At 36.7% G+C, this 25,654-nt stretch carries 23 protein-coding genes; 10 read left to right on the forward strand and 13 right to left on the reverse strand.

Annotated features, from left to right (window positions below):
* The first annotated feature begins 1 nt into the window (after position 1).
* The 4 genes from RM706_RS06350 (at position 2) to RM706_RS06365 (ending at position 5,566) form a co-directional block, all read left to right on the forward strand.
* A complete protein-coding gene (locus RM706_RS06350) occupies positions 2 to 2,941 on the forward strand; it encodes a leucine--tRNA ligase (protein ID WP_311350461.1) in 2,940 nt (979 codons plus the stop codon).
* Positions 2,942 to 3,160: 219 nt separating this feature from the next.
* Positions 3,161 to 3,415, forward strand: a complete 255-nt coding sequence (locus RM706_RS06355) for a SemiSWEET family sugar transporter (RefSeq protein WP_311350190.1) — start codon at positions 3,161 to 3,163, stop codon at positions 3,413 to 3,415.
* A gap of 199 nt (positions 3,416 to 3,614) precedes the next feature.
* A complete protein-coding gene (gene ald / locus RM706_RS06360) occupies positions 3,615 to 4,718 on the forward strand; it encodes an alanine dehydrogenase (RefSeq protein ID WP_311350191.1) in 1,104 nt (367 codons plus the stop codon).
* A 149-nt stretch (positions 4,719 to 4,867) separates the two neighbouring features.
* Complete coding sequence (locus RM706_RS06365) at positions 4,868 to 5,566, forward strand: zinc metallopeptidase (RefSeq protein WP_311350192.1); 699 nt, start codon at positions 4,868 to 4,870, stop codon at positions 5,564 to 5,566.
* 74 nt (positions 5,567 to 5,640) lie between these two features.
* Here the strand turns inward: RM706_RS06365 and RM706_RS06370 are convergent, their stop codons facing one another.
* From RM706_RS06370 to RM706_RS06385, 4 genes are all read right to left on the reverse strand, one after another.
* On the reverse strand, positions 5,641 to 6,162 hold the full coding sequence (locus RM706_RS06370; RefSeq protein ID WP_311350193.1) for a ferritin: 522 nt from the start codon (positions 6,160 to 6,162) through the stop codon (positions 5,641 to 5,643).
* A 105-nt stretch (positions 6,163 to 6,267) separates the two neighbouring features.
* Positions 6,268 to 6,588 (reverse strand): hypothetical protein, encoded by a 321-nt coding sequence (locus tag RM706_RS06375; protein ID WP_311350194.1) that lies wholly within the window; start codon positions 6,586 to 6,588, stop codon positions 6,268 to 6,270.
* Positions 6,589 to 6,624: 36 nt separating this feature from the next.
* Positions 6,625 to 7,095: an Lrp/AsnC ligand binding domain-containing protein gene (locus RM706_RS06380; protein WP_311350195.1), complete on the reverse strand. Its 471-nt coding sequence runs from the start codon at positions 7,093 to 7,095 to the stop codon at positions 6,625 to 6,627.
* A gap of 48 nt (positions 7,096 to 7,143) precedes the next feature.
* Positions 7,144 to 8,517 carry a saccharopine dehydrogenase family protein gene (locus tag RM706_RS06385; RefSeq protein WP_311350196.1) on the reverse strand — a complete coding sequence of 458 codons (1,374 nt, stop codon included), beginning with the start codon at positions 8,515 to 8,517 and terminating at the stop codon, positions 7,144 to 7,146.
* A 79-nt stretch (positions 8,518 to 8,596) separates the two neighbouring features.
* Between RM706_RS06385 and RM706_RS06390 the strand changes: the two genes are divergently transcribed.
* On the forward strand, positions 8,597 to 8,980 hold the full coding sequence (locus RM706_RS06390; protein ID WP_311350197.1) for a DUF423 domain-containing protein: 384 nt from the start codon (positions 8,597 to 8,599) through the stop codon (positions 8,978 to 8,980).
* A 74-nt stretch (positions 8,981 to 9,054) separates the two neighbouring features.
* A complete protein-coding gene (gene pckA / locus RM706_RS06395; protein WP_311350198.1) occupies positions 9,055 to 10,671 on the forward strand; it encodes a phosphoenolpyruvate carboxykinase (ATP) in 1,617 nt (538 codons plus the stop codon).
* A 57-nt stretch (positions 10,672 to 10,728) separates the two neighbouring features.
* Here the strand turns inward: pckA and RM706_RS06400 are convergent, their stop codons facing one another.
* The 3 genes from RM706_RS06400 to RM706_RS06410 are packed head-to-tail and all read right to left on the reverse strand — an operon-like array spanning position 10,729 to position 13,795.
* Entirely contained in the window at positions 10,729 to 11,472 is a 744-nt protein-coding gene (locus RM706_RS06400; RefSeq protein WP_311350199.1) for a uroporphyrinogen-III synthase, read from the reverse strand.
* Positions 11,473 to 11,477: 5 nt separating this feature from the next.
* Positions 11,478 to 12,134, reverse strand: coding sequence for a DUF4271 domain-containing protein (locus RM706_RS06405; protein WP_311350200.1), 657 nt, complete (start codon positions 12,132 to 12,134; stop codon positions 11,478 to 11,480).
* A complete protein-coding gene (locus RM706_RS06410; RefSeq protein WP_311350201.1) occupies positions 12,131 to 13,795 on the reverse strand; it encodes an ArnT family glycosyltransferase in 1,665 nt (554 codons plus the stop codon). The genes RM706_RS06405 and RM706_RS06410 overlap by 4 nt, the downstream gene beginning before the upstream one ends.
* Before the next feature lie 95 nt (positions 13,796 to 13,890).
* Between RM706_RS06410 and RM706_RS06415 the strand changes: the two genes are divergently transcribed.
* The 3 genes from RM706_RS06415 to RM706_RS06425 are packed head-to-tail and all read left to right on the forward strand — an operon-like array spanning position 13,891 to position 16,419.
* On the forward strand, positions 13,891 to 14,619 hold the full coding sequence (locus tag RM706_RS06415) for a polyprenol monophosphomannose synthase (RefSeq protein ID WP_311350202.1): 729 nt from the start codon (positions 13,891 to 13,893) through the stop codon (positions 14,617 to 14,619).
* 2 nt (positions 14,620 to 14,621) lie between these two features.
* Positions 14,622 to 15,956 (forward strand): dihydroorotase, encoded by a 1,335-nt coding sequence (locus tag RM706_RS06420; RefSeq protein WP_311350203.1) that lies wholly within the window; start codon positions 14,622 to 14,624, stop codon positions 15,954 to 15,956.
* Positions 15,946 to 16,419, forward strand: coding sequence for a DUF4296 domain-containing protein (locus RM706_RS06425; protein WP_311350204.1), 474 nt, complete (start codon positions 15,946 to 15,948; stop codon positions 16,417 to 16,419). The genes RM706_RS06420 and RM706_RS06425 overlap by 11 nt, the downstream gene beginning before the upstream one ends.
* On the opposite strand, the gene RM706_RS06430 is transcribed toward RM706_RS06425, so the two are convergent.
* Entirely contained in the window at positions 16,373 to 17,386 is a 1,014-nt protein-coding gene (locus RM706_RS06430) for an NAD-dependent epimerase/dehydratase family protein (protein ID WP_311350205.1), read from the reverse strand. The two genes, RM706_RS06425 and RM706_RS06430, sit on opposite strands and share 47 nt — an antisense overlap.
* A gap of 63 nt (positions 17,387 to 17,449) precedes the next feature.
* Here RM706_RS06430 and tyrS point away from each other — a divergent pair, with 63 nt between their 5' ends.
* A complete protein-coding gene (gene tyrS, locus RM706_RS06435) occupies positions 17,450 to 18,745 on the forward strand; it encodes a tyrosine--tRNA ligase (protein WP_311350206.1) in 1,296 nt (431 codons plus the stop codon).
* 2 nt (positions 18,746 to 18,747) lie between these two features.
* Here the strand turns inward: tyrS and RM706_RS06440 are convergent, their stop codons facing one another.
* The 5 genes from RM706_RS06440 to RM706_RS06460 all read right to left on the reverse strand — a co-directional run bounded on the left by RM706_RS06440 (position 18,748) and on the right by RM706_RS06460 (position 25,366).
* Positions 18,748 to 19,770 (reverse strand): LuxE/PaaK family acyltransferase, encoded by a 1,023-nt coding sequence (locus tag RM706_RS06440; protein ID WP_311350207.1) that lies wholly within the window; start codon positions 19,768 to 19,770, stop codon positions 18,748 to 18,750.
* 37 nt (positions 19,771 to 19,807) lie between these two features.
* On the reverse strand, positions 19,808 to 20,131 hold the full coding sequence (locus RM706_RS06445) for a T9SS type A sorting domain-containing protein (protein ID WP_311350208.1): 324 nt from the start codon (positions 20,129 to 20,131) through the stop codon (positions 19,808 to 19,810).
* Positions 20,132 to 20,489: 358 nt separating this feature from the next.
* The gene (locus RM706_RS06450) at positions 20,490 to 20,798 is read right to left on the reverse strand and encodes a T9SS type A sorting domain-containing protein (protein ID WP_311350209.1); all 309 of its coding nucleotides are present in this window, start codon (positions 20,796 to 20,798) and stop codon (positions 20,490 to 20,492) included.
* Between the two features lie 148 nt (positions 20,799 to 20,946).
* Positions 20,947 to 23,793, reverse strand: coding sequence for a TonB-dependent receptor (locus RM706_RS06455; RefSeq protein ID WP_311350210.1), 2,847 nt, complete (start codon positions 23,791 to 23,793; stop codon positions 20,947 to 20,949).
* A gap of 121 nt (positions 23,794 to 23,914) precedes the next feature.
* A complete protein-coding gene (locus tag RM706_RS06460) occupies positions 23,915 to 25,366 on the reverse strand; it encodes a hypothetical protein (protein ID WP_311350211.1) in 1,452 nt (483 codons plus the stop codon).
* Positions 25,367 to 25,654 lie beyond the last annotated feature (288 nt).

Raw genomic sequence — 25,654 nt, forward strand, 5'->3', positions numbered from 1 at the left:
GATGAACTACGATTTTAATCAAATCGAAAAGAAATGGCAGGCATTTTGGGCAGAGAACCAAACTTTCAGGGCCCATAATAATTCTGATAAGCCTAAATATTATACCCTATCCATGTTTCCTTACCCTTCTGGTGCGGGATTGCATGTAGGCCATCCATTGGGCTACATTGCGGGAGATATTTACGCTCGTTATAAAAGACATAAAGGGTTTAATGTGCTGCACCCAATGGGGTATGATTCCTTTGGATTGCCTGCAGAGCAGTACGCGATTCAAACCGGGCAACATCCTGCAATCACTACCGAAACCAATATCAACAGATATCGCGAACAATTAGATAGGTTAGGGTTTTCGTTTGACTGGAGCCGCAAAGTTCGGACCTCAAATCCTGAATATTACAAATGGACACAGTGGGTTTTTATTCAACTGTTCAATTCTTGGTACAATAAAGATGCTGATAAGGCTGAGGGGATTGAAACCTTGATTGCTTTATTTGAAAAAGAAGGAAACGTATCTGTAAATGCTGTTTGCGATGATGATACTTTTGAGTTTTCTGCTGTAGAATGGAATGACTTTTCGACTAAAAGAAAACAAGAAATTTTACTTAAATATCGATTGACTTATTTGGCGGACGCCGAGGTCAATTGGTGCCCGGCTTTAGGGACCGTATTAGCCAATGATGAAATCGTGAATGGGGTTTCTGAGCGTGGTGGACATCCTGTGATTCGTAAAAAAATGACACAGTGGATGATGCGTATTACGGCCTATGCCCAGCGTTTGTTAGATGGTTTGGATACCATTGATTGGCCGCAACCCTTAAAAGATTCACAGACCAATTGGATTGGTCGTTCTGAAGGTGCTTCTGTGACTTTCAATGTCATTCCGAGAGAGCAAGGCGACGAGGAATCTCACCAAATAGAAGTGTTCACCACTCGCCCCGATACTATTTTTGGCGCATCATTTATGACCTTGGCGCCTGAACATGAACTGGTGGTGAAAATTACTACTCCTGAACAAAAAGCTGAAGTTGATGCCTATATCGATGCTACTGCAAAACGTTCTGAACGTGATAGAATGGCCGATGTAAAAACCATATCTGGTGCTTTTACGGGGGCCTATGCAGAACATCCTTTTACCAAAGAACCTGTGCCAATTTGGATTGGCGATTATGTCTTGGCAGGTTATGGAACTGGTGCTGTTATGTCTGTTCCATGTGGAGATCAACGCGATTATGATTTTGCGAAACATTTTGGTATTGACATTCCCAATATTTTTGAAGGGGTCGATATTTCTGAAGAAGCTTTTGCCGATAAAGAAAAGACCATCATAGCCAATTCAGATTTCTTGAATGGCTTACCCTATAAAAAAGCTGTCAAAAGAGCCATTTTCGAATTAGAGCAGCTAGGTCAAGGAAAAGGTAAAATCAATTACAGATTGCGTGATGCTGTATTTAGTCGTCAGCGCTATTGGGGAGAGCCTTTTCCTGTGTATTATGATGTAGATGGTATGCCTCAAATGATTGCTGATGAATATTTACCCATCAAATTGCCCGAGGTAGAAAAGTACTTGCCTACGGAAACCGGTGAACCGCCTTTAGGGAATGCAACCTATTGGGCTTGGGACCGCCTCAAGGCGGAAGTAGTTAAAAATGAGAAGATTGATAATGTAGAAGTTTTTCCATTGGAATTGAATACGATGCCTGGTTGGGCAGGCAGTTCACAGTATTTTAACCGCTACATGGACCCCAAAAATGATGACGCTATCTATTCTGAACAAGCTATTAACTATTGGGAAGATGTGGACTTGTACATTGGGGGTAGTGAGCATGCCACTGGGCATTTGTTGTACAGTCGTTTTTGGCAAAAATTCTTATTTGACAGAGGTATAGCACCTAAAGATGAGTTTGCTAAAAAACTGATCAATCAAGGGATGATTACAGGAACGAGTGCTTTTGTGTATAGATGGAATCAAAACCTTTTAAGCAGAACAATTTTTATTTCAAGTAAACTAATTGAAAGAGCAGTTGAAAAGAAGGGCTTTATTGATGATTATTCCAGTGAGTTAAAAAGTATGTTGGATAATTTGAATTCTAAGCCCGAAGGCAAAACAATTGGAGAAACATTTTGGAAGCATTTTGACAGGATCCATGCGGATGTATCATTAGTTAATTCTTCCGACGAATTGGATATTGAAGCCTTTAAAAAATGGCAACCAGAATATGAGGACGCTACTTTTATTTTAGAAGATGGAAAGTATATTGTAGGTCGTGAAGTGGAAAAAATGTCCAAGTCTAAATACAATGTTGTTAATCCTGATGCGATTTGTGATGAATATGGTGCAGATTCGTTGCGACTTTATGAAATGTTTTTAGGGCCCTTAGAGCAATCCAAGCCATGGAATACGGCAGGTATTACAGGTGTGCACTCCTTCTTAAAAAAACTTTGGAAACTTTATTTGAGTATTGATAATGCAGAACCGACAAAGGAGAATTTAAAAACGCTTCATAAGACCATTAAAAAGGTAGAGGAAGATATTGAAAACTTTAGCTTTAATACTTCGGTCTCTACATTTATGATATGTGTCAATGAATTGACTGCTCAGAAGTGCAACAGTAAAGCTATTTTAGAGCCTTTGGCTATTTTAGTTTCCCCTTATGCACCGCATATTGCGGAAGAACTTTGGGAAAAACTAGAGCATACGGCATCTATTTCCGAAGCTCCATTTCCAAAATTTGAAGCGAAGTATTTGGTGGAGAGTAGTAAAGAGTACCCCATTTCTTTTAACGGAAAAATGCGCTTTACCATGGAGCTTTCTTTAGATTTGGGCAAAGATGAAATTGAAGCCGCCGTAATGGCTAATGAAAAGACACAGACGCAATTGGCAGGTCGAACTCCTAAAAAGGTGATTGTGGTTCCGGGTAAGATTGTGAATATAGTGGGGTAGTTTTGCCTTTAAAAGGTTTTAAAACTGCTTAATCGCTTAGTTTGACTCGTCGTAGTGTATTTTCACAAAATTCTGTCAATTCGAGTGAATTTTACGGGTAGTATGTAAAATTTGTATCGAGAATAAGAATTTTAGTTTCTAAAATAGTTCTCGTTACGATTCTTATCAAAAAATCACTCGAACTGACATTTTAGAAACTTCTTTTATTTAACACGAATTATGGAAACTATAGAAATTATAGGCTTGATAGCCGCTACCTGTACAACAACTGCTTTTGTACCCCAGGTTTATAAGGCATTGAAAGAGAAATCAACTGCCGATATTTCATTCACCATGTATTTGGTCTTGTTTGTGGGGCTTATTCTTTGGCTGATTTATGGTATTCAATATGATAGTTTAGCTATCATTTTAGCAAATGCTATTACGGCAATTCTTGTATTGATTATGTTGATCCTGAAAATTAAGCATAAATAGTTATAAAAAGTAACCCCTATAAAAAATAGGGGTCATTATTAAATAAACTTACAATTATGAAAACTAACCCTACAAAAATAAGGGTTATAAATCATAATTATTGTTTTTTATGATAAAATAGATGCATTTTGTCGATTTTTTCTTTCCTCGCTCATTTTTTTGAATCATTTTTGGCTTATGAATCTAAATAAATAGCAAAATGATTATAGGTGTACCTAAAGAAGTCAAGAATAATGAAAGCAGAGTTGGAATGACTCCAGCTGGAGTTTTTGAATTGATAAAGAATGACCATACCGTTTATGTTCAATCTGGTGCAGGTGAGGGCAGCGGGTTTTTTAATAGTGATTACCAACAGGTCGGAGCTATAATTTTAGATACTATTGGTCAAGTGTATGCCATGAGCGAGATGATTGTAAAGGTGAAAGAGCCGATAAAAGAAGAGTATGATTTGATTCAAGAAGGGCAAATCGTATTTACATATTTCCATTTTGCTTCTAGCGAATCGTTGACCAGAGCTATGATCAAGCAAAAAGGGGTTTGTATTGCATATGAAACTGTTGAAGATGAAGAGGGTACTTTACCGCTCTTGACACCCATGTCTGAGGTGGCCGGTAGAATGGCTATTCAACAAGGGGCAAAATATTTAGAAAAGCCTAAAAAAGGTAGAGGCGTTTTATTAGGTGGCGTTCCAGGTGTGGCACCTGGTAGGGTTTTGGTCTTAGGTGCCGGTACAGTAGGAATTCAAGCCGCAAAAATGGCAGCAGGTCTTGGGGCACATGTGACCATTCTTGATGTTAATATGAAGCGTTTGCGCTATGTAAATGATGTGATGCCGTCACATGTCGTTACCGAATTTTCTAATGAGTTCAATATTAGAAAGCATATAAAAACCCATGATTTGATTATTGGAGGGGTACTGTTAAAAGGAGCTAAGGCGCCTAATTTGATTAGCCGGGATATGCTAAAAGAAATGAATCCTGGAGCCGTTATTGTTGATGTTGCCGTTGATCAAGGGGGTTGTGTAGAAACTACAAAGGCAACCACTCATGAAGATCCTATTTATATCATTGATGATGTAGTACACTATTGCGTTGCCAATATGCCAGGTGCAGTGCCTTATACATCAACTGTAGCATTAACTAATGTAACCTTACCCTATGTACTTAAATTGGCGAATAATGGATGGCAGAGTGCTTGCAGGATGGATAAATCTTTAGAAAAAGGGTTGAATATTGTAGAGGGAGAAGTGGTATACAAAGAAATTATTGAAAGTTTTGATTTAGTTGCGCCAGTTTTGGTTTAACTAACATTATGTCAGTATAAGAGGCCTCGTCATGTTCTGAAATGCTAACTCAGGACGTTTGGCGAGGTTTTTGCTTTACTTATTTTAGATGGTATTTACACTTAATATGTGATTCTTACTATCTTTAAAAATAATTAAAAAGCAAAATTATGTTTGGATTTGATATGGGTTATATAGTCATCGCTGCAGTCTTCGGGCTTTTTAGCATGTTGGTCAGTAGTCGATTGAAAAGTAAGTTTAAGCACTATTCAAAAGTGCATTTACGAAATGGAATGAGCGGAGCGGAAATTGCCCAAAAAATGTTGGATGATCATGGTATTCGTGATGTTAAGGTAATTTCAACACCTGGAATGCTAACAGATCACTACAATCCGGCAAATAAGACGGTGAATTTAAGTGAAGGAGTTTATGCACAACGTAATGCTTCTGCAGCGGCGGTTGCTGCTCACGAAGTGGGTCATGCCGTGCAGCATGCACAAGCATACAGTTGGTTGCAAATGCGTTCTCAATTAGTACCCATTTTAAATGTGACCTCTCGCTTTTCAATGTGGGTTATTTTTGGAGGTTTGGCGCTTATGGGCACAACCGCAATTGGCGGAACCATTGCATGGGTAGGTGTTGCATTATATGGTATTGGAACACTATTTAGTTTTATCACATTACCAGTAGAATACGATGCTAGCAATAGAGCATTAGCATGGTTAAAGAATAAGAATGTGGTTAGTCAAGAAGAATATGCAGGTGCAGAAGATGCATTAAAATGGGCGGCCAGAACTTATGTTGTTGCTGCTATTGGTGCTTTGGCTACATTATTATACTTCGCAATGCGAGTGGCAAGTAGGGATTAGAAATTATTACGCGTAAATAAAAAAAGGGGAAGTCTAGACTTCCCCTTTTTTTATGTTTCTATAGTTTTGAAAATTTAACCCTCAATCCAATCTGCAACTTTATCGTCAATCAGTTGTTTGCCGACACCCTCCATTCCAGTGAGTTCAATCATATCAAGAATGTCTCTGATAGTATTCTCTTCTTCGACTTGTTCAAGAATGAACCAATCTAAAAATCGTTCGGTGGTGATATCTACAGATGCTCTTGCCTTTTTTACAATATTTTTAATTGATTCTGTAACACGTATCTCATGTTCCAAAGAAGACTCGAAAACATCTAGAATTGAAGAAAACTCATGATTTATTCCTGTTACCTCAGGTGAAATGGGGTTTCCGCCGGCATCAACCAAAAAACGAAAAATCTTCATCATATGTCCGCGCTCTTCGTCTGACTGTTGAAAGAAAAATTTGGCACTGGTAAAGAATCCGTTTTGCTCGCACCAAGAGGCCATGGCTAAATAGGCAGCTGAAGCATGGGCTTCCATTTTAATCTGTCCGTTGAGTAGGTCCATTGACTCTACCTGTATGCTGAGTTGCTGTCTTGCAATGTCTTTCATAGCTAAATTAATTTGTGCATTAAAAGTACAAAATGAATAGACATGTAAAGATTTTGAACCTAATTTATAATTGGTTTTAGACTGATTTAAAATAAGTTATAAAAACTATGCTGTAATTGGAACAATTTTCCGTGATAGCCCCATTGCTGCAAAGCTATTTTGAACTAAGGTTTTTAGGTCAAGTACCTCTAAAATATTTAGTACAAACAAATGTTCGTTGTTGCACAAGGTCAAAAAGAAAAGACCATGCGCATTAGTTTCTGAATCAAAAAGGGAGGTGACTGAGATAGCGTTTATTTTTTCACGGAGAGCCAATAATTGACAAAAAGACAATGAAACTGACTTTTGCCCAAAATCTACGTGGAAACGACGGTGATAAATGTCTTGGTAAATGGAGTAATATTTTGAACTATCCAACAAAATCATGACTACAAATATAAAACTTATTTAGACTGAATCAAATTAAATCCTAATCTGCCTGTCAATTTGTTGATCCAATGAAATAAAAGTTTCCGTGCGAGAGACCCCTTCTATTTGTTGAATTTTTTTGTTCAACACCTGCATCAGATGTTCGTTATCTTGGCACAATACTTTAATGAGAATCGACCAATTGCCTGTGGTATAGTGGCATTCCAATACCTCGGGAATTTTTTCTAAGGCAGCTACAGCTCTTGGGTTTGACATGGCTTTATCTAAAAAAATACCAATATAAGCCATGGTGGTGTAGCCTAGTGCTTTCGGATTGATAACAAACTTAGAACCAGATAAAAGCCCTGATGCTTCTAACTTTCGCAATCTTTGATGAATCGCTGCTCCAGAGATGCCAATATTCCGTGCGATTTCTAAGATAGGTCTTCTTGCATCTTCCATCAAATACCTGAGTATTTTCTTGTCAATACCATCTATTTTAACCAAACTGTTAGAAGATTTCATGATTCGAAACGAATTGGAAATTCAAAGGTATAAAAATGGTTTAAATTTTTAACTAGCCACAGAATCCGGATTATAACCTAAGTAAGGTACTTGATATTCCTTAAAATTAATTCCAAAAGTATTAAGCTCCTTCAAAATGGGAGCATAAACTTCTTTTAAAATAGGTATTTGAACTCCAGGTGTGGTGATGTTCTTATTTAGAATCTGCAGTGTGGCAATGGCAACTGGTAATCCAACAGTTTTTGCCATAGCAGTATGGGTTTTAGTTTCACCAATGACCACCATATTGGCATCTATTTGTTTTTTAATGCCATCCAGTTCATAACCAAATTTATGATACATGACAATCATGTCTTTTTCATCGGTCTTTAGCGTCCAACTTCTTTCCAGAATTTCTTGTAACCCTTGAGCTGGTGTTGCATTTTTTAGTGTAATGGCTTTTTCAGAATTAAATAAATCAAGCTCTAAAAGTTTGCCCCACATAATATCATCTTGGTCAATTTTTAAGTAGTGTCTTAGCTTTAACTCTACGGAATCAGTGGGTGAGTAAGGCAAGAATAAATTCACAAATTCGCGGTAAGACATTCCCTGAGAATTTTCGATGGTGTAATTGTCATCGGTCATACCTAATTGTACAAACATGTTCCATGCTTTGGAAAAGCCAACCCTTCGCATGGTACCCCGATAAAGTGTTAGTACGTTTTGAAGCCCATAAGCCTCTCTGTACCATAACGAATCTCTATTGGCATAGGCCTCAAACTTGCCATAGCCGTCAATATCTAGAAACTCTGTGCGTTTGAAGAGCCTATGATAAGGAATGTACTTGTATGTGCCTTCTTGAATGAATTTTGCTGTTCCGCCTTGACCCGCGACCACAACATTTCTGGGGTTCCAAGTGAATTTGTAGTTCCAAAGGTTATCATCACTTTCAGGAGCGACCAAGCCACCAGTAAATGATTCAAAAAGTAACATTTTGCCGCCTTTTTCACGTATGCGATCAATCACTTCCATAGCGCTCATATGATCAATTCCTGGATCAAGCCCTATTTCATTCATAAAAACAAGTTCTTTGGCCTTTGCAGAATCATCTAATTTCTTGATTTCGTCGCTCACATAAGAAGCGGTAACCAAGTGTTTACTATAAGTAATACAATCTTCAGCTACTTTAATATGAAAGCGGGCTGGGAGCATAGATACTACAATATGAGCTGCTTTTACAGCTTTTTTTCTATCATCATCTTTAAAAATATCAAGATGTATAACATTACAGTTTGAATGCTGATGAATGGATTTAGAAATATTTTCAGGATTTAAATCACCAATCGTAATACTAAGATTTTCAGATTCAGATTTATCCAAAAAATAATCGATGAGGTATGAGGTTGATTTGCCGGCTCCGAGCACTAATATTTTTCGCAACATAAGATTGAGTTACCTTTGTAAATAATGAGCACTAAGGTATCAAATTGTTATATTTTTAAAGAATTAAGGAATTTGAGTTATGAACAAAACAATTTTAGCAGTAGGGATAACGCTTGGACTTCTAGCGGTAGTTCTAGGAGCATTTGGCGCACACGGACTTAAAAAAGTTATTGGTCCAGAAGATATTAGCACTTTTGAAACTGGGGTTAAATATCAAATGTATCATGCACTGTTCCTAATGATATTGAGCATACTTCCTAATTTTGCGAACAGTACAAAAATGACAATCTTTTACATTGTTTTGATCGGTGTAGTATTGTTCTCTGGCTCCATTTATGCTTTGGCCACTAATGTAATAACATCTTTTGATTTTAAAAAGATTGGCTTTATTACCCCGATCGGCGGTACCTTGTTGATTGTTGGTTGGGGAGTCTTACTGTATTCCGTTTTAACCAAAAAATAAAGCAATAGAACAATATTTTGCAGGTGGTCGGATTATTATTTTTTAGCTTTGCACCATCTAAAAACTAAATGTTTATGGCAACTAATGCCCAATCAACGAAAACGATTTCGCTAGGTAAGCACGGAATTCATCATTCAAACATTCACTATCAATTAACTTCAGACGACCTCCATGCCATTACCATAGCAAAAGAGATGGGCGTAGAATCATCTTTGGGAGCTTTGGCCGTTAATACAGGAGAATTTACTGGAAGGTCACCAATGGACCGCTTTATTGTCAAAGATGCTATTACGAAAGACAAGATTTGGTGGGGAGACATTAATATTCCCTTTGAGGAAGATAAATTTGATGCGCTCCATGATAAAGTTATAGACTACTTAAATGAAAAAGAGCTTTTTGTTCGTGATGCTTATGCATGTGCTGAAGATGATTATCGCTTAAATATTCGCGTCATAAATGAGTATCCTTGGTCCAACATGTTTGCCTATAATATGTTTTTAAGACCAACTAATACCGAATTAGAAGCTTTTGCACCTGAATGGACCGTGATTAATGCTCCAGGTTTTATGGCGGATGCTAAAATTGATGGCACAAGGCAACATAATTTTGCAATTTTGAATTTCTCTAGAAAAATTGCCCTAATCGGAGGTACCGGATACACGGGTGAAATAAAAAAAGGAATTTTTTCTGCATTAAATTTTATTCTTCCCGTTTTCAAAAATACATTGCCCATGCATTGTTCTGCTAATGTTGGAGAATATGGAGATACCGCTATTTTCTTTGGATTATCGGGTACTGGTAAAACCACCCTTTCTACTGATCCCAATCGAAAATTGATTGGTGATGATGAACATGGATGGACGGCAAAAAATACCGTTTTTAATTTTGAAGGAGGTTGTTATGCCAAGGTGATTAATCTTTCTAAAGATAATGAACCTGAAATCTATGGTGCTATTAGAAAAGGCGCAATTTTAGAGAACGTGATACTAAATGACAATGGGGTAATTGATTTTGAAGATACTACTATAACCCAAAATACAAGGGTTAGTTATCCTATTTACCATATAGATAATATTAAGGAGCCTTCAATAGGTGAAAATGTAAAAAATGTTTTCTTTTTAACTGCAGATGCTTTTGGGGTACTTCCTCCAATCTCAAAGCTGACCCCTTCGCAGGCGGCGTATCACTTTATCTCTGGTTACACGGCAAAAGTTGCAGGAACTGAAGCCGGTGTAGTTGAGCCACAACCTTCATTTTCCGCATGTTTTGGAGCGCCGTTCATGCCATTACATCCTGCTAAATATGCTGAAATGCTCAGTAAAAAAATGATTGAATCTGGGGTTGATGTATGGTTGGTCAATACAGGTTGGACAGGTGGCCCCTATGGCGTGGGTACACGAATGAAATTGAAGTATACTCGGGCCATGATAAGTGCTGCTTTAAATGGTGACCTTGGGCTTTACAACTATGATAATTACCATATTCACTCTGTATTTGGAGTTGCACAACCAAGGGAATGTCCAGGAGTACCAACTAAGGTTTTGAGTCCGAGGGCCACTTGGAATGATGATGAGGCCTATTATAAAACTGCTTTTAAACTATCCAATGCGTTTCGAGAAAATTTTAAAAAGTTTGAAGAACACGCAAACGAAGAAATCAGGCGGGGTGGACCGCAACGATATGCACATTAAAAATAGAAAACCCGATGTCAATACATCGGGTTTTTTGTTTATTACTCCTTTTGGAAGTTATTTATTTGCATCTGCAATATATTTTTGAAGTGCCATGGTCATTGAGGGGGTCTCTGGTGTTGGGGCCTTTATATCAATGCGAAGACCTGCATTGGTAGCAGCATTTACCGTGCTGTTTCCAAAAACGGCAATACGAGTTTCCTTTTGTTCAAAATCAGGAAAATTCTTCAATAAAGACTCAATTCCTGAAGGGCTAAAGAAAACCAAAACATCATAGTATACATTTCGTAAATCTGAAAGATCACTTACTACAGTTTTATAAAAAACACCTCTTTTCCAGTCTAATTTTAAATCATCCAGCGCTTTCGGTACTTGAGGTTTAAGCGTATCAGAGGATGGCAGTAAAAACTTTTCATCCTTGTATTTTTTGAACATGGGGATTAAGTCTGTAAATAAGCGCTTTCCAACATATATTTTACGTTTTCTGTAAACTACATATTTTTGAAGATAGAATGCTACCGCCTCAGATTGGCAAAAATATTTCATAGTATCTGGCACCTTAAAACGCATTTCTTCGGCTATTCTAAAAAAATGGTCGACGGCATTTCTGCTTGTCAAAATAATGGCCGTATAATCATTAAGGTCAATTTTTTGTTGGCGCACACTTTTTGCGGCAACCCCTTCAACATGTATAAAGGGTCTAAAATCAACTTTGACCTTTGATTTTTCAATGAGACGTGAATAAGGAGAGTTTTCCATTTTTGGTTCTGGTTGAGAGACCAAAATCGTTTTTACTTTCATAAGAATCAATCTTTTAGATAGCTTCCGATAATTACTATAGGTGAAATTTCGAGTGTGCAAAGGTACAAAATAAAATAAAGAATGTTGTTTACAATTAACTTTTGATGGTTTCTTAGAATTGTGATCAAACCAATGCCATTTATGAAAAGTATTAGAAAAAGGGTTGCGTAAATAACAAGTTTTGAGTCTTGTAAAATATAAATTACGATTACATTGCCAAAAAAGGCAACTATGCCTCCATAGTTGAAATACGTCAACTTTTCAAAAATTAAATCGTTCATAATGGTTATGTTCTCAAAAAAATAGCCATTCCCAAGTTGAAGTAAGATTTTGAACATCAAATAGGTCAATATTAATATGAGCATTACCGAAAATAAGGTGGGGTAGGCGTTCAATACTTTTTCTGAAAGTATGTTATAGGCTAGAAAAACAAAGAGAGAAATATTAAGAAGTTGAAAAAGTGTAATGAGTATGTGAAACCAATTAAAAAAGCGACCTTTCTTTTTACTTTGAGCTAAATACTTGTTGTTAAATGGTAGTATGAGAAAAGTAGAAAAAGTGGATTTAAAAAAATATTTACTCAAAGCCAGTAATAATAGACTTAAGCCTAAGATTAATGTCATCCAATCCAAAGAGATAATATTTCTATACACTGAATTCATTTTTTGATTTTAATACTTGGGCTGTTAATGGCTGATTGCAATCCATTTTCAGAAATGGAAAATTTCAAATATTCTGGCTGAACGTCCACGGGAAGTACTAAGCTGCATCTTAATTCGGTGGTATCTTTTACTTTTAAATATTTTACATTACTTTTTTTGTCAATTTCGAGTGGCTTTACTTCTTTCAATTGTTTGTAGTGATTAAGATACCCTACTTTTAAGTCCATTTTACTAAGAGGGATGCTCTTATCGTATGGATTATAGATTTGTAAAGTAAATTTATCAGTGTTCAATTTAATAGTCCCATTCGCTATAAAACATTGTAATTTTCTGTATGATTCAAAATCATCAATATACCATCCATAGTACTCTTGTCCATTAAGAATGGTATAACTAAAATCACCACTATTGGCATATGGGGTAACATAGGCAATTTTGCGATTCTGCATTTTGGCTTCTGAATCATCTATGGAATATTGGTTGCGCCGATAAAAGATATTGTTGAGGGAGAAGGCTTCATTACCTGTATAAAAAGCATACATAGGTGCCCGCCTATAACTGTTTTCAAAAATCACTGGGTTACTACCTACATTGGCTTCAAGCCTTTCAGACCATTCTTTATTGCCATGTGTTTCATATTCGATGGGCAATAAAGGTTGGTGAACGAGCCATAATCTAGCGTATAATAGAATAACAGTACTTGCTATTGACAAACGATACATCCATTTTCTGCTATTTGTATTGCTAAGCAAGTATTCATAGGCCAAAAGAGCCATGGGTATACAAATTACAATGACCCATTGTGCTTGTGTTCTTCTTTGAAAGCTTGATAAAAAGAAAAATAGAATGATACCATAACTTAAGAAGACCAAAGCCCTTTTAAATTTGTCTTTTGGTCGTGCTTTGAACAAAGCCAGATAAAACCAAGGAAATAGAAGACCAAAATTGGCGATTAAATTCAAAAGGTAGCCTAAAGTAAAACCTTCAAAACTATAAGGTTGATTGGGCCTTTCGGATAAATGATATTCTATGGACACAAAATCATGGTCGTACAACCATATAAAATGCGGAGTATAGCATAAAAGCGCAACAACTACGGCAAGCCAAGCGAACTTGTTTTTTATGATACCTGGGTTAGATAACAAAACAAAAATAATAACTAGCACGGCGTGATACTTACTGTACATTAAAGCGGCCATGACTAACCCTAAAAGCAAAGAAATTAAAAAAGAAGAAGAGGTGATAAATTTTTTATAGACCAATAAAAACAGTGAAGTAAAAAATAGTAATGGAGTATCCGGTAGAGTCAAAAAGCCGTACGCATTAAATAATGCCATTGAAAATAAGAGCAAGAAAAAATGCGGGACAAACTTTTTCTTTAACTCATTATCAACCAAAAGCCAAAGTATAGTAATGGTTCCTGAACCCAATAAACAACTTATAAAGCGTACGCCAAGCTCTCCATCAAAAAGCAAGTTTCCAAGCCATATCAAAAAGGCAACCATTGGTGGATGGTCAAAGTATCCCCAATCGAGTTGTTGTGAATAATACCAGTAATAGGCCTCATCATAGATAAGTTGGGTGAAAATACTCTGTAATATATTCAGTAAAAACAGCGCCCCTAAAAAGATAAAAAACGCCTTGGGAAAACGGTCTGCCATTAAAATTGTGGTTAACGACGCAAAGTTACAAATAAAGAAAGGCAATTAAGATAGCTGATAAAAAACACTATTTTTACCCTTCTAAATTTGAGTTTGTGTCAGAAGGATTAGTAATCATACCTACTTTCAATGAAATTGAGAATATTGAAGCCATTATCAAAACCGTTTTTGATTTAAAAAAAGACTTTCATATTCTTGTTGTTGATGATAATTCACCCGATGGCACAGCCGCCAATGTTCGTGAGCTCCAATCAGAATTCTCAGACAAACTCTATTTAGAGGTGAGAAAAGAAAAAGCTGGATTGGGTACTGCCTATATTCATGGGTTTAAATGGGCATTAGCTAAAGGGTATGATTATATTTTTGAAATGGATGCTGACTTTTCTCATAAACCAAGTGATCTATTAAGATTGCACAGGGCATGTTTAAATGGGGCAGATGTTGCTGTGGGCTCACGTTATAAGAAGGGTGTTAATGTGGTCAATTGGCCTTTAATTCGAATCTTACTGTCATATGGGGCTTCATTTTACGTGAAATTTATCACAGGAATGAAAGTTCATGATCCAACCGCAGGTTTCGTATGTTATAAACGAGAGGTTTTAGAGGCTATTGAATTAGATCGTGTGCGATTTATTGGTTATGCTTTTCAAATTGAAATGAAGTTTAGGGCTTATCTCAAAAAATTTAAAATTGAAGAAGTCTCCATCATTTTTACAGACCGTATCAATGGAAAATCTAAAATGAATTCATCCATAGTCAGAGAGGCTATTATCGGTGTCATAAGTATGAAGTTTCGTAGTATTTTTTTTAAAAACAGCTTTTAACCATGAAGACTATTCTAATCAAAAATGCCAAAGCGGTTAATGAAGGCAAGCAATTTGAGACCGATGTGCTGATTAAAGGTGATCATATTGAAAAGGTAGGGAAAGATATTTCACATGAAACTGCTGAGGTCATAGACTTAAATGGTAATCTTCTCTTGCCAGGTGTCATTGATGACCAAGTGCATTTTAGGGAACCAGGCCTTACCCATAAAGGAACTATAGCTACTGAAAGCCGTGCTGCCATTGCTGGCGGTATCACTTCTTTTATGGAACAACCAAATACGAATCCGCAGACAACGACCATTCAAAAACTAGAAGAGAAATTTGCGGTGGCCTCAGATACTGCCTTTGCCAATTATTCTTTTTTGTTTGGGGGCACCAATGATAATTTGGAAGAGCTTAAAAAATTGGACAAGAAGAGTTGTTCAGGCGTGAAGTTATTTTTGGGATCCTCAACGGGTAATATGCTAGTAGATAATGAAAAAGTATTAGAACAGATATTCTTAAATACTGAAATGGTGATTTCAACGCATTGTGAAGATGAAGGCACTATCAGAAATAACTTAGCTAAATATCTAAATGAGTTCGGAGATGATATTCCTATTAAGTACCACCCAATAATTAGAAGTGAAGAAGCCTGTTACCTCTCATCTTCAAAAGCAATTGCGCTAGCTAAAAAGACAGGAGCACGACTACACGTTTTTCACCTTTCTACTGGAAAGGAAACAGACTTGTTTACCAATGACATTCCGCTTAAAAAGAAAAAGATTACAGCTGAGGTATGCATACATCATCTTTGGTTTTCAGATGAAGATTATGACGAAAAAGGTACGCTAATCAAATGGAACCCTGCAGTAAAGACCAAGACCGATAAAGAAGAGTTATGGAAAGCTTTATTAGATGACCGTATTGATGTAATCGCCACGGATCATGCCCCACATACCTTACAAGAAAAAGATAACCCCTACACAACAGCCCCATCTGGTGGCCCTTTAGTGCAACATGCTCTGACAGCCATGTTACAGAAGCAGAACGAGGGTTTAATTTCTTTAGAACAAATAGTACAGAAAATGTGCCATAACCCAGCTCTTTTATTTGATATTGAAAAACGGGGATTTATAAAAGAAGGGTATTATGCTGATTTAGTTGAGGTAGCACTAAATTCTAAATGGCAAGTTAAAAAAGAAAACATTTTTTATAAATGTGAATGGTCTCCCTTTGAAGGTATTACCTTTGGTTCGCAAGTAAGACGCACATTTGTAAATGGACATTTAGCCTTTGATAATGGAAGTTTTTCAGAAAAAAAGAACGCAAAAAGACTCACTTTTGATAGGTAGTTTTAAAAGAACAAGTTGTTTTTTTATATTGATAATGGTGATTGTTTCTTGCGCCGAAAAAGTGATTGAGCCGCCAGAAAATCTTATTCCAAAAGAGAAAATGACCAATATTTTATATGATTTGGCCATTTTAAATGCAGCAGAATCCACGGATCCTAATGCCCTTAAGAACCACCATATTGAAACAATGCCGTACCTCTTTGAGAAATACACAATTGATAGTGTACAGTTTTCTCAAAGCGATCTCTATTATGCTTCCCTTCCCTTAGAGTATGAAGGTATTTATGAAGCTATTGAAGCAAGATTGGAAAAAGAGAAAAAAGTATTTGATGACGCTCGAAAAGAGAAGACGGAGAAGGCTCGTAAACGGGCCGATAAAGTGCGTGATAGTTTAAAGAAGGTCGCTAGCGGTAAAACTAAACCTCCAGTTCTTTCAAAAAAAGAGAGCAATAGTCAAGAGTAATTTTTTCCAAATTATCAAACTGAAATTCTGGTAGCGATTTCTTGATTTTTGAATTGTCATAAAGCTGTTTTTGAGCTAAAGCCTTAGCCGTATTTTTAGATAGTTTTCTCCTTTTGCCCATTAAATTGGATTTGAACCAATCAAATCTCCAAAATAGTTGTAGCATCCAACTTTTAAGCTCTTGCGAAGGAGCTTTTTTGTTCAGTCCCTTTGCCAATATTCCACTCAAGGTTTTATAACTCCAATTTTCATTGACCAAAATAAAACGCTCATTTTGGATATCGGATGTCATTAAATAGATCATGGCCCTTACAACTTCTTGCACAGATACAAAGCCTGTTCCGTTAGGCAAATAATAGTTGGGTCCTTTCATGGCCGCATAAAAGAAAAGCCCACTTCCGGACTTCCAAAACCCTGGCCCCAATATTACTCCAGGATTAACAATAACGACAGGAACACCCTCTTGAGAAGCACGCCAGACTTCCATTTCTGCAGCATGTTTTGATACGGCGTAGCCAGATTTTGAAGTCTCGGTCCATTCATTTGATTCTTTTATGGGGCTATTGGCGATACTATCCCCAATAGCCGCAATGGAACCTACATAACATAGTTTTTCAATACTTTTAGAAATACACAAATTCACCACATTTGTAGTTCCTTCGATGTTGATTTTCAATAATGTTTTATAATCTTTTGGGTCAAATGATATGAATGCCGCTGCATGGTAAACTTGGGTAATTCCTTCAAACGCTTTTTCTAGTGCGTAAACATCAAGAATATTACATTCAACCCAATCAATGGCCTCAAAGAGCATTTCATGGTCTTCCGTGTAGTACGCGAACACTTTTTTAGTATGGGCTATTCTTTTTTTGGTTCTATAGGTCGCTCTAGGTTTATGACCCGATTGAACCAATTGCAGAAGCAAATGTGCACCCACCAAACCCGTGCCCCCAGTAACTAAAATCATATTCAAATGTACCTATTCTCAAACAACATTCTATATTTGCAGCTGACTAAATATGTTTTGATTATGGCAAAGAATTTTGTTGAAGAATTGGAATGGAGGGGAATGTTGCATGACGCTATGCCAGGCACGGGCGAACATCTTTCAAGTGGAATGCAGGCGGCTTATGTCGGCATAGATCCCACGGCAGATTCTTTACATATAGGTCATTTAGTAAGTGTGATGATGTTGCGCCATTTTCAATTAGCGGGGCACAAACCAGTTGCTTTGGTAGGGGGTGCAACGGGTATGATTGGTGATCCTTCTGGAAAATCAGCGGAGCGCAATCTTTTGGATGAAAAAACACTTCGCCATAACCAACAAGCTTTGAAAGAACAATTAGGTCGCTTCTTAGATTTTGAAAGTGATGCTTCAAATGCCGCTATTTTGGTCAATAATTATGACTGGATGAAAGACTTTTCTTTTTTGGATTTCATCAGGGATGTTGGAAAGCACATCACGGTCAATTATATGATGGCAAAAGATTCGGTTAAAAAGCGACTGTCTTCAGAAGCCAAAGAAGGGATGTCTTTTACAGAATTTACCTATCAGTTGGTTCAGGGATACGATTTTTTGCATTTGTACAGAACCCATAATTGTACCCTCCAGATGGGCGGCAGTGACCAATGGGGCAATATTACCACAGGTACGGAATTAATCAGAAGAATTGAAGGCGGAAAAGGCTATGCTTTGACCTGTCCATTAATTACAAAAGCTGATGGCACTAAATTTGGTAAAACAGAGAGTGGTAATGTATGGTTGGATGCGAACCGAACATCGCCTTATCGGTTTTATCAGTATTGGTTGAACACATCTGATGAAGATGCTGAAAAGTATATTAAGATATTCACTTTTTTAACGAAGGATGAAATAGAAGCTTTGGTTACAATCCATAAAGAAGCTCCTCACCAAAGAGCCTTGCAAAAAAAGCTGGCCGAAGAAATAACGGTGATGGTGCATTCACAAGAAGACTTAGAGAATGCTGTTAAGGCCAGCACTATTTTGTTCGGAAAATCCACTTCTGAAGATTTAAAACAACTGGATGCCAAAACTTTTTTAGATGTTTTTGATGGTGTTCCAAAAGCAGAGATAGCACTATCTGATTTGGAAAATGGTCTTGATATGATAGCAGCTTTGGCAGCTAAAACCGGTTTTTTAGGTTCTAACGGCGAGGCTCGTAGAGAATTGAAACAAAACGCTATTTCGGTAAATAAAGAAAAGGTAAAAGAGGACTATAAAATCACCAAAGAAAATTTAATCAACGATAAGTTTGTTTTGTTACAGCGTGGGAAAAAGAACTACTTTGTTTTGGTGGTAAAATAGATTTAGATTACCATCAAATTACAACCTCTAATATCCGAATGGTCAAAGCGTCCTAAGATTTCAAAAGAACCATCTTCAAAAGTTTTACCCAAGTCTTGGGTAGCAATAAAAGCACAAGAGTTGAAATTGGCCAAATCAATAATATTGATACCTCCAGTTTTTCCATTTTTTTGAACGGATAATGGGTCTTCGGTATCCCGTGTTAAAACCTTCATCCATGGGGGACAGTTGAACCTTCCATTTCCAGAAGAGTATGCTTGTGATAACAATTCGGTCATTCCATACTCTGAATGAATTTCAGATACACCGAAACCTTTTTTTAGCACTTCATGTAATTCAGACCGAATCATTTCTTTACGTCTACCTTTCATCCCTCCGGTTTCCATAACTAAGGTGTTTTTTAAGTTAAGGGAATAAGATTCAGCTAAATCTAATAAGGCGAAAGAAACACCTATGAGAAGGGTTTTCATATTCTTGGTCTCTAAATCTTTTAGGGTATCGATTAAGGCATTGGTTTCATTTAAATAAAAACCACTTTTGGGGTGACCGGATTTTTTAATAAGGTCATCGACCATATAAATCAAAGAAGAACCCTCGCGTTCTAAATAAGATGGTAGTAGGGCAAGAATACAATAATCATTCATATTTCCATAAAACTGGTCAAAGGCTTTACGATAGCTTTGTTCATATATGGATAGATCACTCACATGGTGCTTACTGGTTTGTACTCCTGTAGTGCCACTGCTTGTAAATACTGCTTCAATATTTTTATCAGTTGAAATTACTCGCTTTGACTTGAAAAAAGAAATGGGTAAAAATGGAATATCACCAAATGTTTTGACCGCTTTTATATCAAGTTTAAGATGCTTGCAGAATTTTTGATATACGTCGTTATTTTCAAATTGATACTGGAACGCTTTAAGTGCCACTTGCTCGAATTCGGCATCGTTATTAATATTGAAAATACGTGTACTATCAAACCTCATATAGTCAACAAAAATAGCTAAATAAGAAAGCCCGACCATTGGTCCGGGCTTTCTTCTAATTGTTAGTTTGGATAGTCTATTTAATGACCAGCTTTCTGGTCATAGTTTTTTTGTTTTCAGTGACTTGAAGTACATAAACCCCAGGCACCAATTTTGAAATGTTTAAAGTGTTGGTAGCAATACGTTGATGTAAGACCACTTCTCCAAAAACATCAAAAATTTGAATTTCTTTATTTCCGTTAGTTTTGGTTGTAATGTATACCTCATCGCCATATGCTGGGTTAGGGTACATTTTAAAACCTTTTACTTCTAATGGTTTAGCATCATTGATACTCACCAATTCTTGACCGAATGTGAATAAGGGAAAAGCCATAAGTAAGATTAAGTAGATTTTCTTCATATATGCCAATTTGGGACAATAGCAATATAAAATTACACCCAATAAGTAGGGTAAACCATAAAATGTTGTGAAACGCAAAACTTTGTAGGTCAGTCCGATGAACTACACAAATACTTAGAAAAGAGTAATATAACCCGTTGTGTGTTTTGATGAAAATTCGTCATTTCGAGTGATTTTTGAAGCTTTAGCTGATAAAAATTGTATCGAGAAAAGAATTTTCAACTAAAAAACCTTGTTCTCGATAGCTCTGCTGAGCCTGTAGAAGTGCTTTTTCTTTAAAAAAACTCGAACTGATAGGTTTTTAGGAATAATTCATACTCAAAATACACAACGAGTTCAATATAGAATATGATGGAAACTACTTGATGATTAATTTTCTTGTAGCTACCTTATCTTTTTCGAAGACCCTAAGGATATAAACACCCTTTTCAAGATTAGATACATTTACCTCTTTTCCTAAGATGGTGGTTTGAAAAACCTGGGTGCCTAAAACATCAAAAATATGAACTGTTTTAGGGGCATTTTGAGCTGTACTGATAAATATCTTTCCGTTTATAGTTGGATTCGGATAAAGCTTAAAACCTTCAATATCACCAGTAGCTTGAGACTCTTGAGCGAATCCAAGTGAGCAAACCATAAGAAGTAATACAAGGTAAAGTTGCTTCATAAAGTATTGGTAACAAAGGCTATGCCACAAAGATAAAAAAAATCAGAAGTGTGAAGGGTTTGTTAAGGAAAAAAGCTACACTTTTCGATAAAGTGCAGAAATAAGCCCCTGCATACAGGGGCTTAGTAAATTTTAAAAAGCTTTTGAATTAAAAACTCACACTATAACTAAGCGATATGGCTTGTCCAGGATCTCTAAAAGAGAATACCTGCTCTTGAGCGTCTTCTGGGCGATAAAAACTTTCTATTTTATCATTTAAAATATTAGAAAAACTTAGTGAAATTTTACTGTTTCTATCTTTACCAAACTCCTTACTTAGGTTAAGTTTCAAGTTATGAAAAGGTTCTGTGAACACATCTGGTATGTCTCCCTGACTTACGATTTGGAGCGTTTCTCCTTGCACATTATAAAAAAGCCCACCTTGCCATCCATTATCTCTTCCGTTATAACCAACACCAAAATTGATTAAGAATGGGGATTGACCTTGTAATTGTCTGTTGTCATCTAGAGTTTGGCCTGTACGCAAGTTGTCTAGCCGTGCATCTAATTCGTCAGCTCCAAAATCTTGCTGTGATTCAATGATAGAGACGTTGGTGTTAACATACCAACCTTCCAAACCAGGAATAAAGCCTAGGTCTCTTCTATACTCAATTTCACCACCAAATACAATGGCGTCAGAGAGGTTAACAGCGCGAATCTGACCAGTGGCATTTCTAAAGAATTGAAGTTCAATAGGGTCATCAAACGTTTTGTAGAAACCACTGATAGCAAAGAAATTGGTACCCTCGCCATAACTTTCAAAGCGTAGGTCAAAGTTATTGATGTAAGTGGGTCTTACATCAAGATTACCAATAAAAAACGTACTAGAAATAGGATCAAATATTTGAACTGCCGAGGCTTCCTTAAATGAAGGTCGTGCTGTCGTTCTTGAGTAAGATGTTCTTATTTTCTTATTCCCATCTTCATTTAAATCAAAAATAAGGTTCGCCGATGGAAAGAAATCGAGTTCATCTAGAATAGTGCTGTCATTGAACACTAGGCCGTTTTGATTGCTTCCAGTGTATTTTAGCTCAAATTGTTCAGCACGTAATCCTAAGATTACATTTATTTTGTCAGATAGTTTAAACTCTTCTGAAATATAACCTGCAGCTACTGTGATATCAGAATCAAAAGAATCTGATGGGCCACTTACACGCTCGGCAAATGTTCCATCTCCGGTATCGACTGAAATAATATTTTCTGGAGCAAGTATTTGGTCAGGGTCGCCACCAAAACTATTTGCAAAATTTTGTGGTTGAGTAGGTAAATTAAATTGATCGACAATGAATTCCCTATTTTTAAATGTATAGGCACCTCCAAATTTAAATTTAGAGTCGCGACCAAAAAGTTTATGTTTTCTCGTAATGTCTAATTTGCTAGCTAGATTTATTTCTTGTAAATCTCTCCAAATTCTTGTTGGGTTACCTGATTCACTTGGGCTAATAGTTAGTGAACCATCGCTGTCGTTAATTAAGAAAGGAGCAACCCTAAAATCTTTGTCAAATATTCTTGAGCGAGTTGGTGATAATTTCCATTCAATTGTCCAAGCTGTTTCATCGAAAGTATGTACTCCGTTCAAGAGAACATTGGTAATAGATCGTTCGACATAAGTTAAAACGTCTCTTATGTTACTATTTGAATTGATAAAGGAATTGCTCTGATTTAGTATTGATGCGTTGGACTCACCATTTTGAATATGTAATATGTTCAACTTATATTTTGACTTTTCACTCTTCAAGGCAATACCTGCAAGACCAGTCAATAACACATTATTTGTTCCTAAATCACCAACTTGTGTACGGTCTGTCAATAATTCTGTTTCTGACTTATCTTGATTATTAAATCTGAATACTTGACCATCGATAAAATTTTCAAAATACTCGGTTGTATTCCTGTAGGAAACCGAGGCTAAATAGCCAATTCTTTTACTTGCATCTTCGTTTAAATTGTATTGATTACCAGCAGTAAAACCAAAATTGAAGTTTGCACCGCTTTGATTTCTTTTTGCAGCCATTTCTGGATTGAAACGTGATGTCAAATCCCTAACAGTTTGTAGGTTTTCAGTAGTGGCACCTTGTGGAATCGGTATTTCAACATTTGAGGCTATGGGCAAATCTCTATCTCCATTATCAAAGCCTAAGAACTGGGAACCCGAAGATCCATAATTTAGATAATCATCATTAAAATGCATTTCTGAATTATAGGCAACACCACCAGAGACACTGTACTCAGCCTTTGTGGGGAAATCTTTTGTGACAATATCTACCACACCTCCCGTAAAATCTGCTGGTTGATCAGCAGTTGCCGATTTAACTACGATTATATTATCTAATATGTTTGTAGGAAATATATCTAATTGAAGTGTATTTCTGTCAGGGTCTAAGCCTGGTACGTCAACACCGTTTAAAATTGATTTTGTGTATCGGTCTCCAAGTCCACGTACATACACAAATTTTCCGCCCTGTACAGAAACACCAGGGACATTTTTTACGGCACTAGCAATATCACTAGCACCAGTTCTTTTAATACTTTGGATGGATAGCCCATCTAATAAAGCAACTGAGCGTTTTTGCAAGTTTAATACGGATGCTTCCGTATTCTTACTGACAGTTGTTGTTACTACAACTTCATCAAGTTGATTGGCTGCCGGGTTCAAAGTGACATCCACGATTGTCTCTTTGCCTGAGGTTATTATAACATCAGTAATTTCTTTGGTTTGATAACCTACATATGAAAAAACAATAGTGTAAGTTCCTTCTTCAAGGTCTAGAGTGTATTTCCCATCAAAGTCTGAAGTAGTTCCTGTAGTTGTACCTTTTATTAGAACATTTGCAAAAGGGAGAACATCATTAAACTCTCCATCATTCAAAGTTCCGGTTAACACGCCATCTTGGGCAAAACTAGCAATGGTAAAACAGCAACTTAGTGTAAAAAAAAGTAATTGTTTGAATTTCATCGAGTCGGTATTAGAAAATTTGGTTTTAGTGAAGAAATTAATTGCTCGCCACTTTTTTGTGGCGAGCAATTTTATTATAACCTAAGTATTTTAGGTATGGATTTCTAAATTTAATTGTTATTTAGAAACCAAGACCAGCTTTTGTATTAGAGAAAGTCCAAGCAAAATCAGCAGTGGTGGCACCAACAGTGTTCGCACCTTCCATTACTGTAGTTGTCCAACCAGCAGCATCAGCTTCAAAGGTAGAAGCAACAGGTACTTCATCAATATCATTGTCATCATCATCGTCATCACAATTTTGTGCACAACCAACTTTTTGAGCAAAAATTTCAGCACCTGCACCTACAATTTGCCAATTTGAGAAGGTCAAGATACCATTATTGTAGTTTGTAGTGACTGCATTATTATCTAGCTCAGCATCTTTACCTGCAGGGAAACCTACGGCGTAAACATTGTTGGTAGCACCTTGTGCATTACTTCTGTAATCAGCGTACTCACCATTACTTGTATTGGCGTTTCCAAACATGGTCAAACCATCAATAGTAAATTCACCTTGAAGGCTACCTTCAGGGCCATCAATTTCTAATCCATGGTCAGAAGCATCTCCTAAAACAACAATGGCATTGGTAATTGTACCAGAATAGGCTTGGTCAATATCAAGAGCATCATCACCTTGGGCCCATACAAAAAGGTTGCTTGCGTTAACAGAACCACCGAAAAACTCAATACCATCGTCAACATTTGCAACTACTTCAATATTAGAGATAACAGCACCAGTACCTACACCACCTAAAGTAAGACCGTTAATTTCATTTCCTTCACCAATTAATGCACCGCCATGACGGATAGATACATAATCAATGATAGTGCCCGCACCATCGGCATTATCTGAACCACCATACAAGCCTCTCGTATCATCAGCAGGAATACCTTCAATTTGAGCTTCACCAGCATCGCCAGAAACTGAAACTTGAGCATTACCAAGAACAATAAGACCACCCCAAAGACCTCTGTCATTTTGGTCAAGGTTAGTACCTGCAACTTCACCGAAAGCAATATTGTCAGCAGCAGAAGTAAATATAATTGGAGCATCAGCCGTGCCATCAGCAATCAAGGTAGCACCTCTTGCAACAACCAATACGGAGGCGTTAGTTCCAGTTCCAGCGTTAGCTTTAATAAGAGTACCTGCTTCAATTGTTAATGTCGCACCACTTTCAACAAAAATTCTACCATCTAATTCTATAACAGTATCTGATGACCATGTAGTATCTGCAGTAATTGATTCACTTACAACAACAACCGATCCTGGACATAGGTTTGGACAAGATCCACCACAATCAATACCAGCTTCATCGCCGTTCTGTATACCGTCGGTACAAGTTGGGTTAACCGTAACGGTACAAGGTTGACAGTTTGGTCCACCACAATCGATTTCAGTTTCACCATTGTTCAAAATACCGTCATTACAAGTCTCCGCAGTTCCCTCAGGAGTAGTAGGAGTATCATCGTCATCGCTACAAGCAACAAATGTCATAGTAACAATGGCTAACATAAATAAAAGAAATTTTTTCATAGTACTAGATGTTTTAATTTTCATAATTAGTTGGGTTAAATTTTCCCGATTAAAATTCTATGCAAATAAAAAGGGGTGTTGTAAAAGTCATGTTACCCACATGTTAAAGCTTTGTTTCAAAAGTATTACGATAATGTTATGACATTAAATCAATGTTAAGAGACAATAGGGTAATTGTATTATCTTTACATTTGGGCAAAATGGAGAAATGATTTTTAGTTTAAGGAATGACTTAATGTTATGAAAATCAGATATTTAAATATTTAATTTCCCCTAAATAAATAGACC

It is taken from the genome of Croceitalea rosinachiae, assembly GCF_031846445.1.
Taxonomy (GTDB): domain Bacteria; phylum Bacteroidota; class Bacteroidia; order Flavobacteriales; family Flavobacteriaceae; genus Croceitalea; species Croceitalea rosinachiae.

What these genes read in the sequence shown, in the direction of transcription:
- RM706_RS06350 (WP_311350461.1), top strand. Translation starts at nt 2, where the DNA reads ATGAACTACGATTTTAATCAAATCGAAAAGAAATGGCAGGCATTTTGG.
- RM706_RS06355 (WP_311350190.1), top strand. Translation starts at nt 3,161, where the DNA reads ATGGAAACTATAGAAATTATAGGCTTGATAGCCGCTACCTGTACAACA.
- ald (WP_311350191.1), top strand. Translation starts at nt 3,615, where the DNA reads ATGATTATAGGTGTACCTAAAGAAGTCAAGAATAATGAAAGCAGAGTT.
- RM706_RS06365 (WP_311350192.1), top strand. Translation starts at nt 4,868, where the DNA reads ATGTTTGGATTTGATATGGGTTATATAGTCATCGCTGCAGTCTTCGGG.
- RM706_RS06370 (WP_311350193.1), bottom strand. Translation starts at nt 6,162, where the DNA reads ATGAAAGACATTGCAAGACAGCAACTCAGCATACAGGTAGAGTCAATG.
- RM706_RS06375 (WP_311350194.1), bottom strand. Translation starts at nt 6,588, where the DNA reads ATGATTTTGTTGGATAGTTCAAAATATTACTCCATTTACCAAGACATT.
- RM706_RS06380 (WP_311350195.1), bottom strand. Translation starts at nt 7,095, where the DNA reads ATGAAATCTTCTAACAGTTTGGTTAAAATAGATGGTATTGACAAGAAA.
- RM706_RS06385 (WP_311350196.1), bottom strand. Translation starts at nt 8,517, where the DNA reads ATGTTGCGAAAAATATTAGTGCTCGGAGCCGGCAAATCAACCTCATAC.
- RM706_RS06390 (WP_311350197.1), top strand. Translation starts at nt 8,597, where the DNA reads ATGAACAAAACAATTTTAGCAGTAGGGATAACGCTTGGACTTCTAGCG.
- pckA (WP_311350198.1), top strand. Translation starts at nt 9,055, where the DNA reads ATGGCAACTAATGCCCAATCAACGAAAACGATTTCGCTAGGTAAGCAC.
- RM706_RS06400 (WP_311350199.1), bottom strand. Translation starts at nt 11,472, where the DNA reads ATGAAAGTAAAAACGATTTTGGTCTCTCAACCAGAACCAAAAATGGAA.
- RM706_RS06405 (WP_311350200.1), bottom strand. Translation starts at nt 12,134, where the DNA reads ATGAATTCAGTGTATAGAAATATTATCTCTTTGGATTGGATGACATTA.
- RM706_RS06410 (WP_311350201.1), bottom strand. Translation starts at nt 13,795, where the DNA reads ATGGCAGACCGTTTTCCCAAGGCGTTTTTTATCTTTTTAGGGGCGCTG.
- RM706_RS06420 (WP_311350203.1), top strand. Translation starts at nt 14,622, where the DNA reads ATGAAGACTATTCTAATCAAAAATGCCAAAGCGGTTAATGAAGGCAAG.
- RM706_RS06430 (WP_311350205.1), bottom strand. Translation starts at nt 17,386, where the DNA reads ATGATTTTAGTTACTGGGGGCACGGGTTTGGTGGGTGCACATTTGCTT.
- tyrS (WP_311350206.1), top strand. Translation starts at nt 17,450, where the DNA reads ATGGCAAAGAATTTTGTTGAAGAATTGGAATGGAGGGGAATGTTGCAT.
- RM706_RS06440 (WP_311350207.1), bottom strand. Translation starts at nt 19,770, where the DNA reads ATGGTCGGGCTTTCTTATTTAGCTATTTTTGTTGACTATATGAGGTTT.
- RM706_RS06445 (WP_311350208.1), bottom strand. Translation starts at nt 20,131, where the DNA reads ATGAAGAAAATCTACTTAATCTTACTTATGGCTTTTCCCTTATTCACA.
- RM706_RS06450 (WP_311350209.1), bottom strand. Translation starts at nt 20,798, where the DNA reads ATGAAGCAACTTTACCTTGTATTACTTCTTATGGTTTGCTCACTTGGA.
- RM706_RS06455 (WP_311350210.1), bottom strand. Translation starts at nt 23,793, where the DNA reads ATGAAATTCAAACAATTACTTTTTTTTACACTAAGTTGCTGTTTTACC.
- RM706_RS06460 (WP_311350211.1), bottom strand. Translation starts at nt 25,366, where the DNA reads ATGAAAAAATTTCTTTTATTTATGTTAGCCATTGTTACTATGACATTT.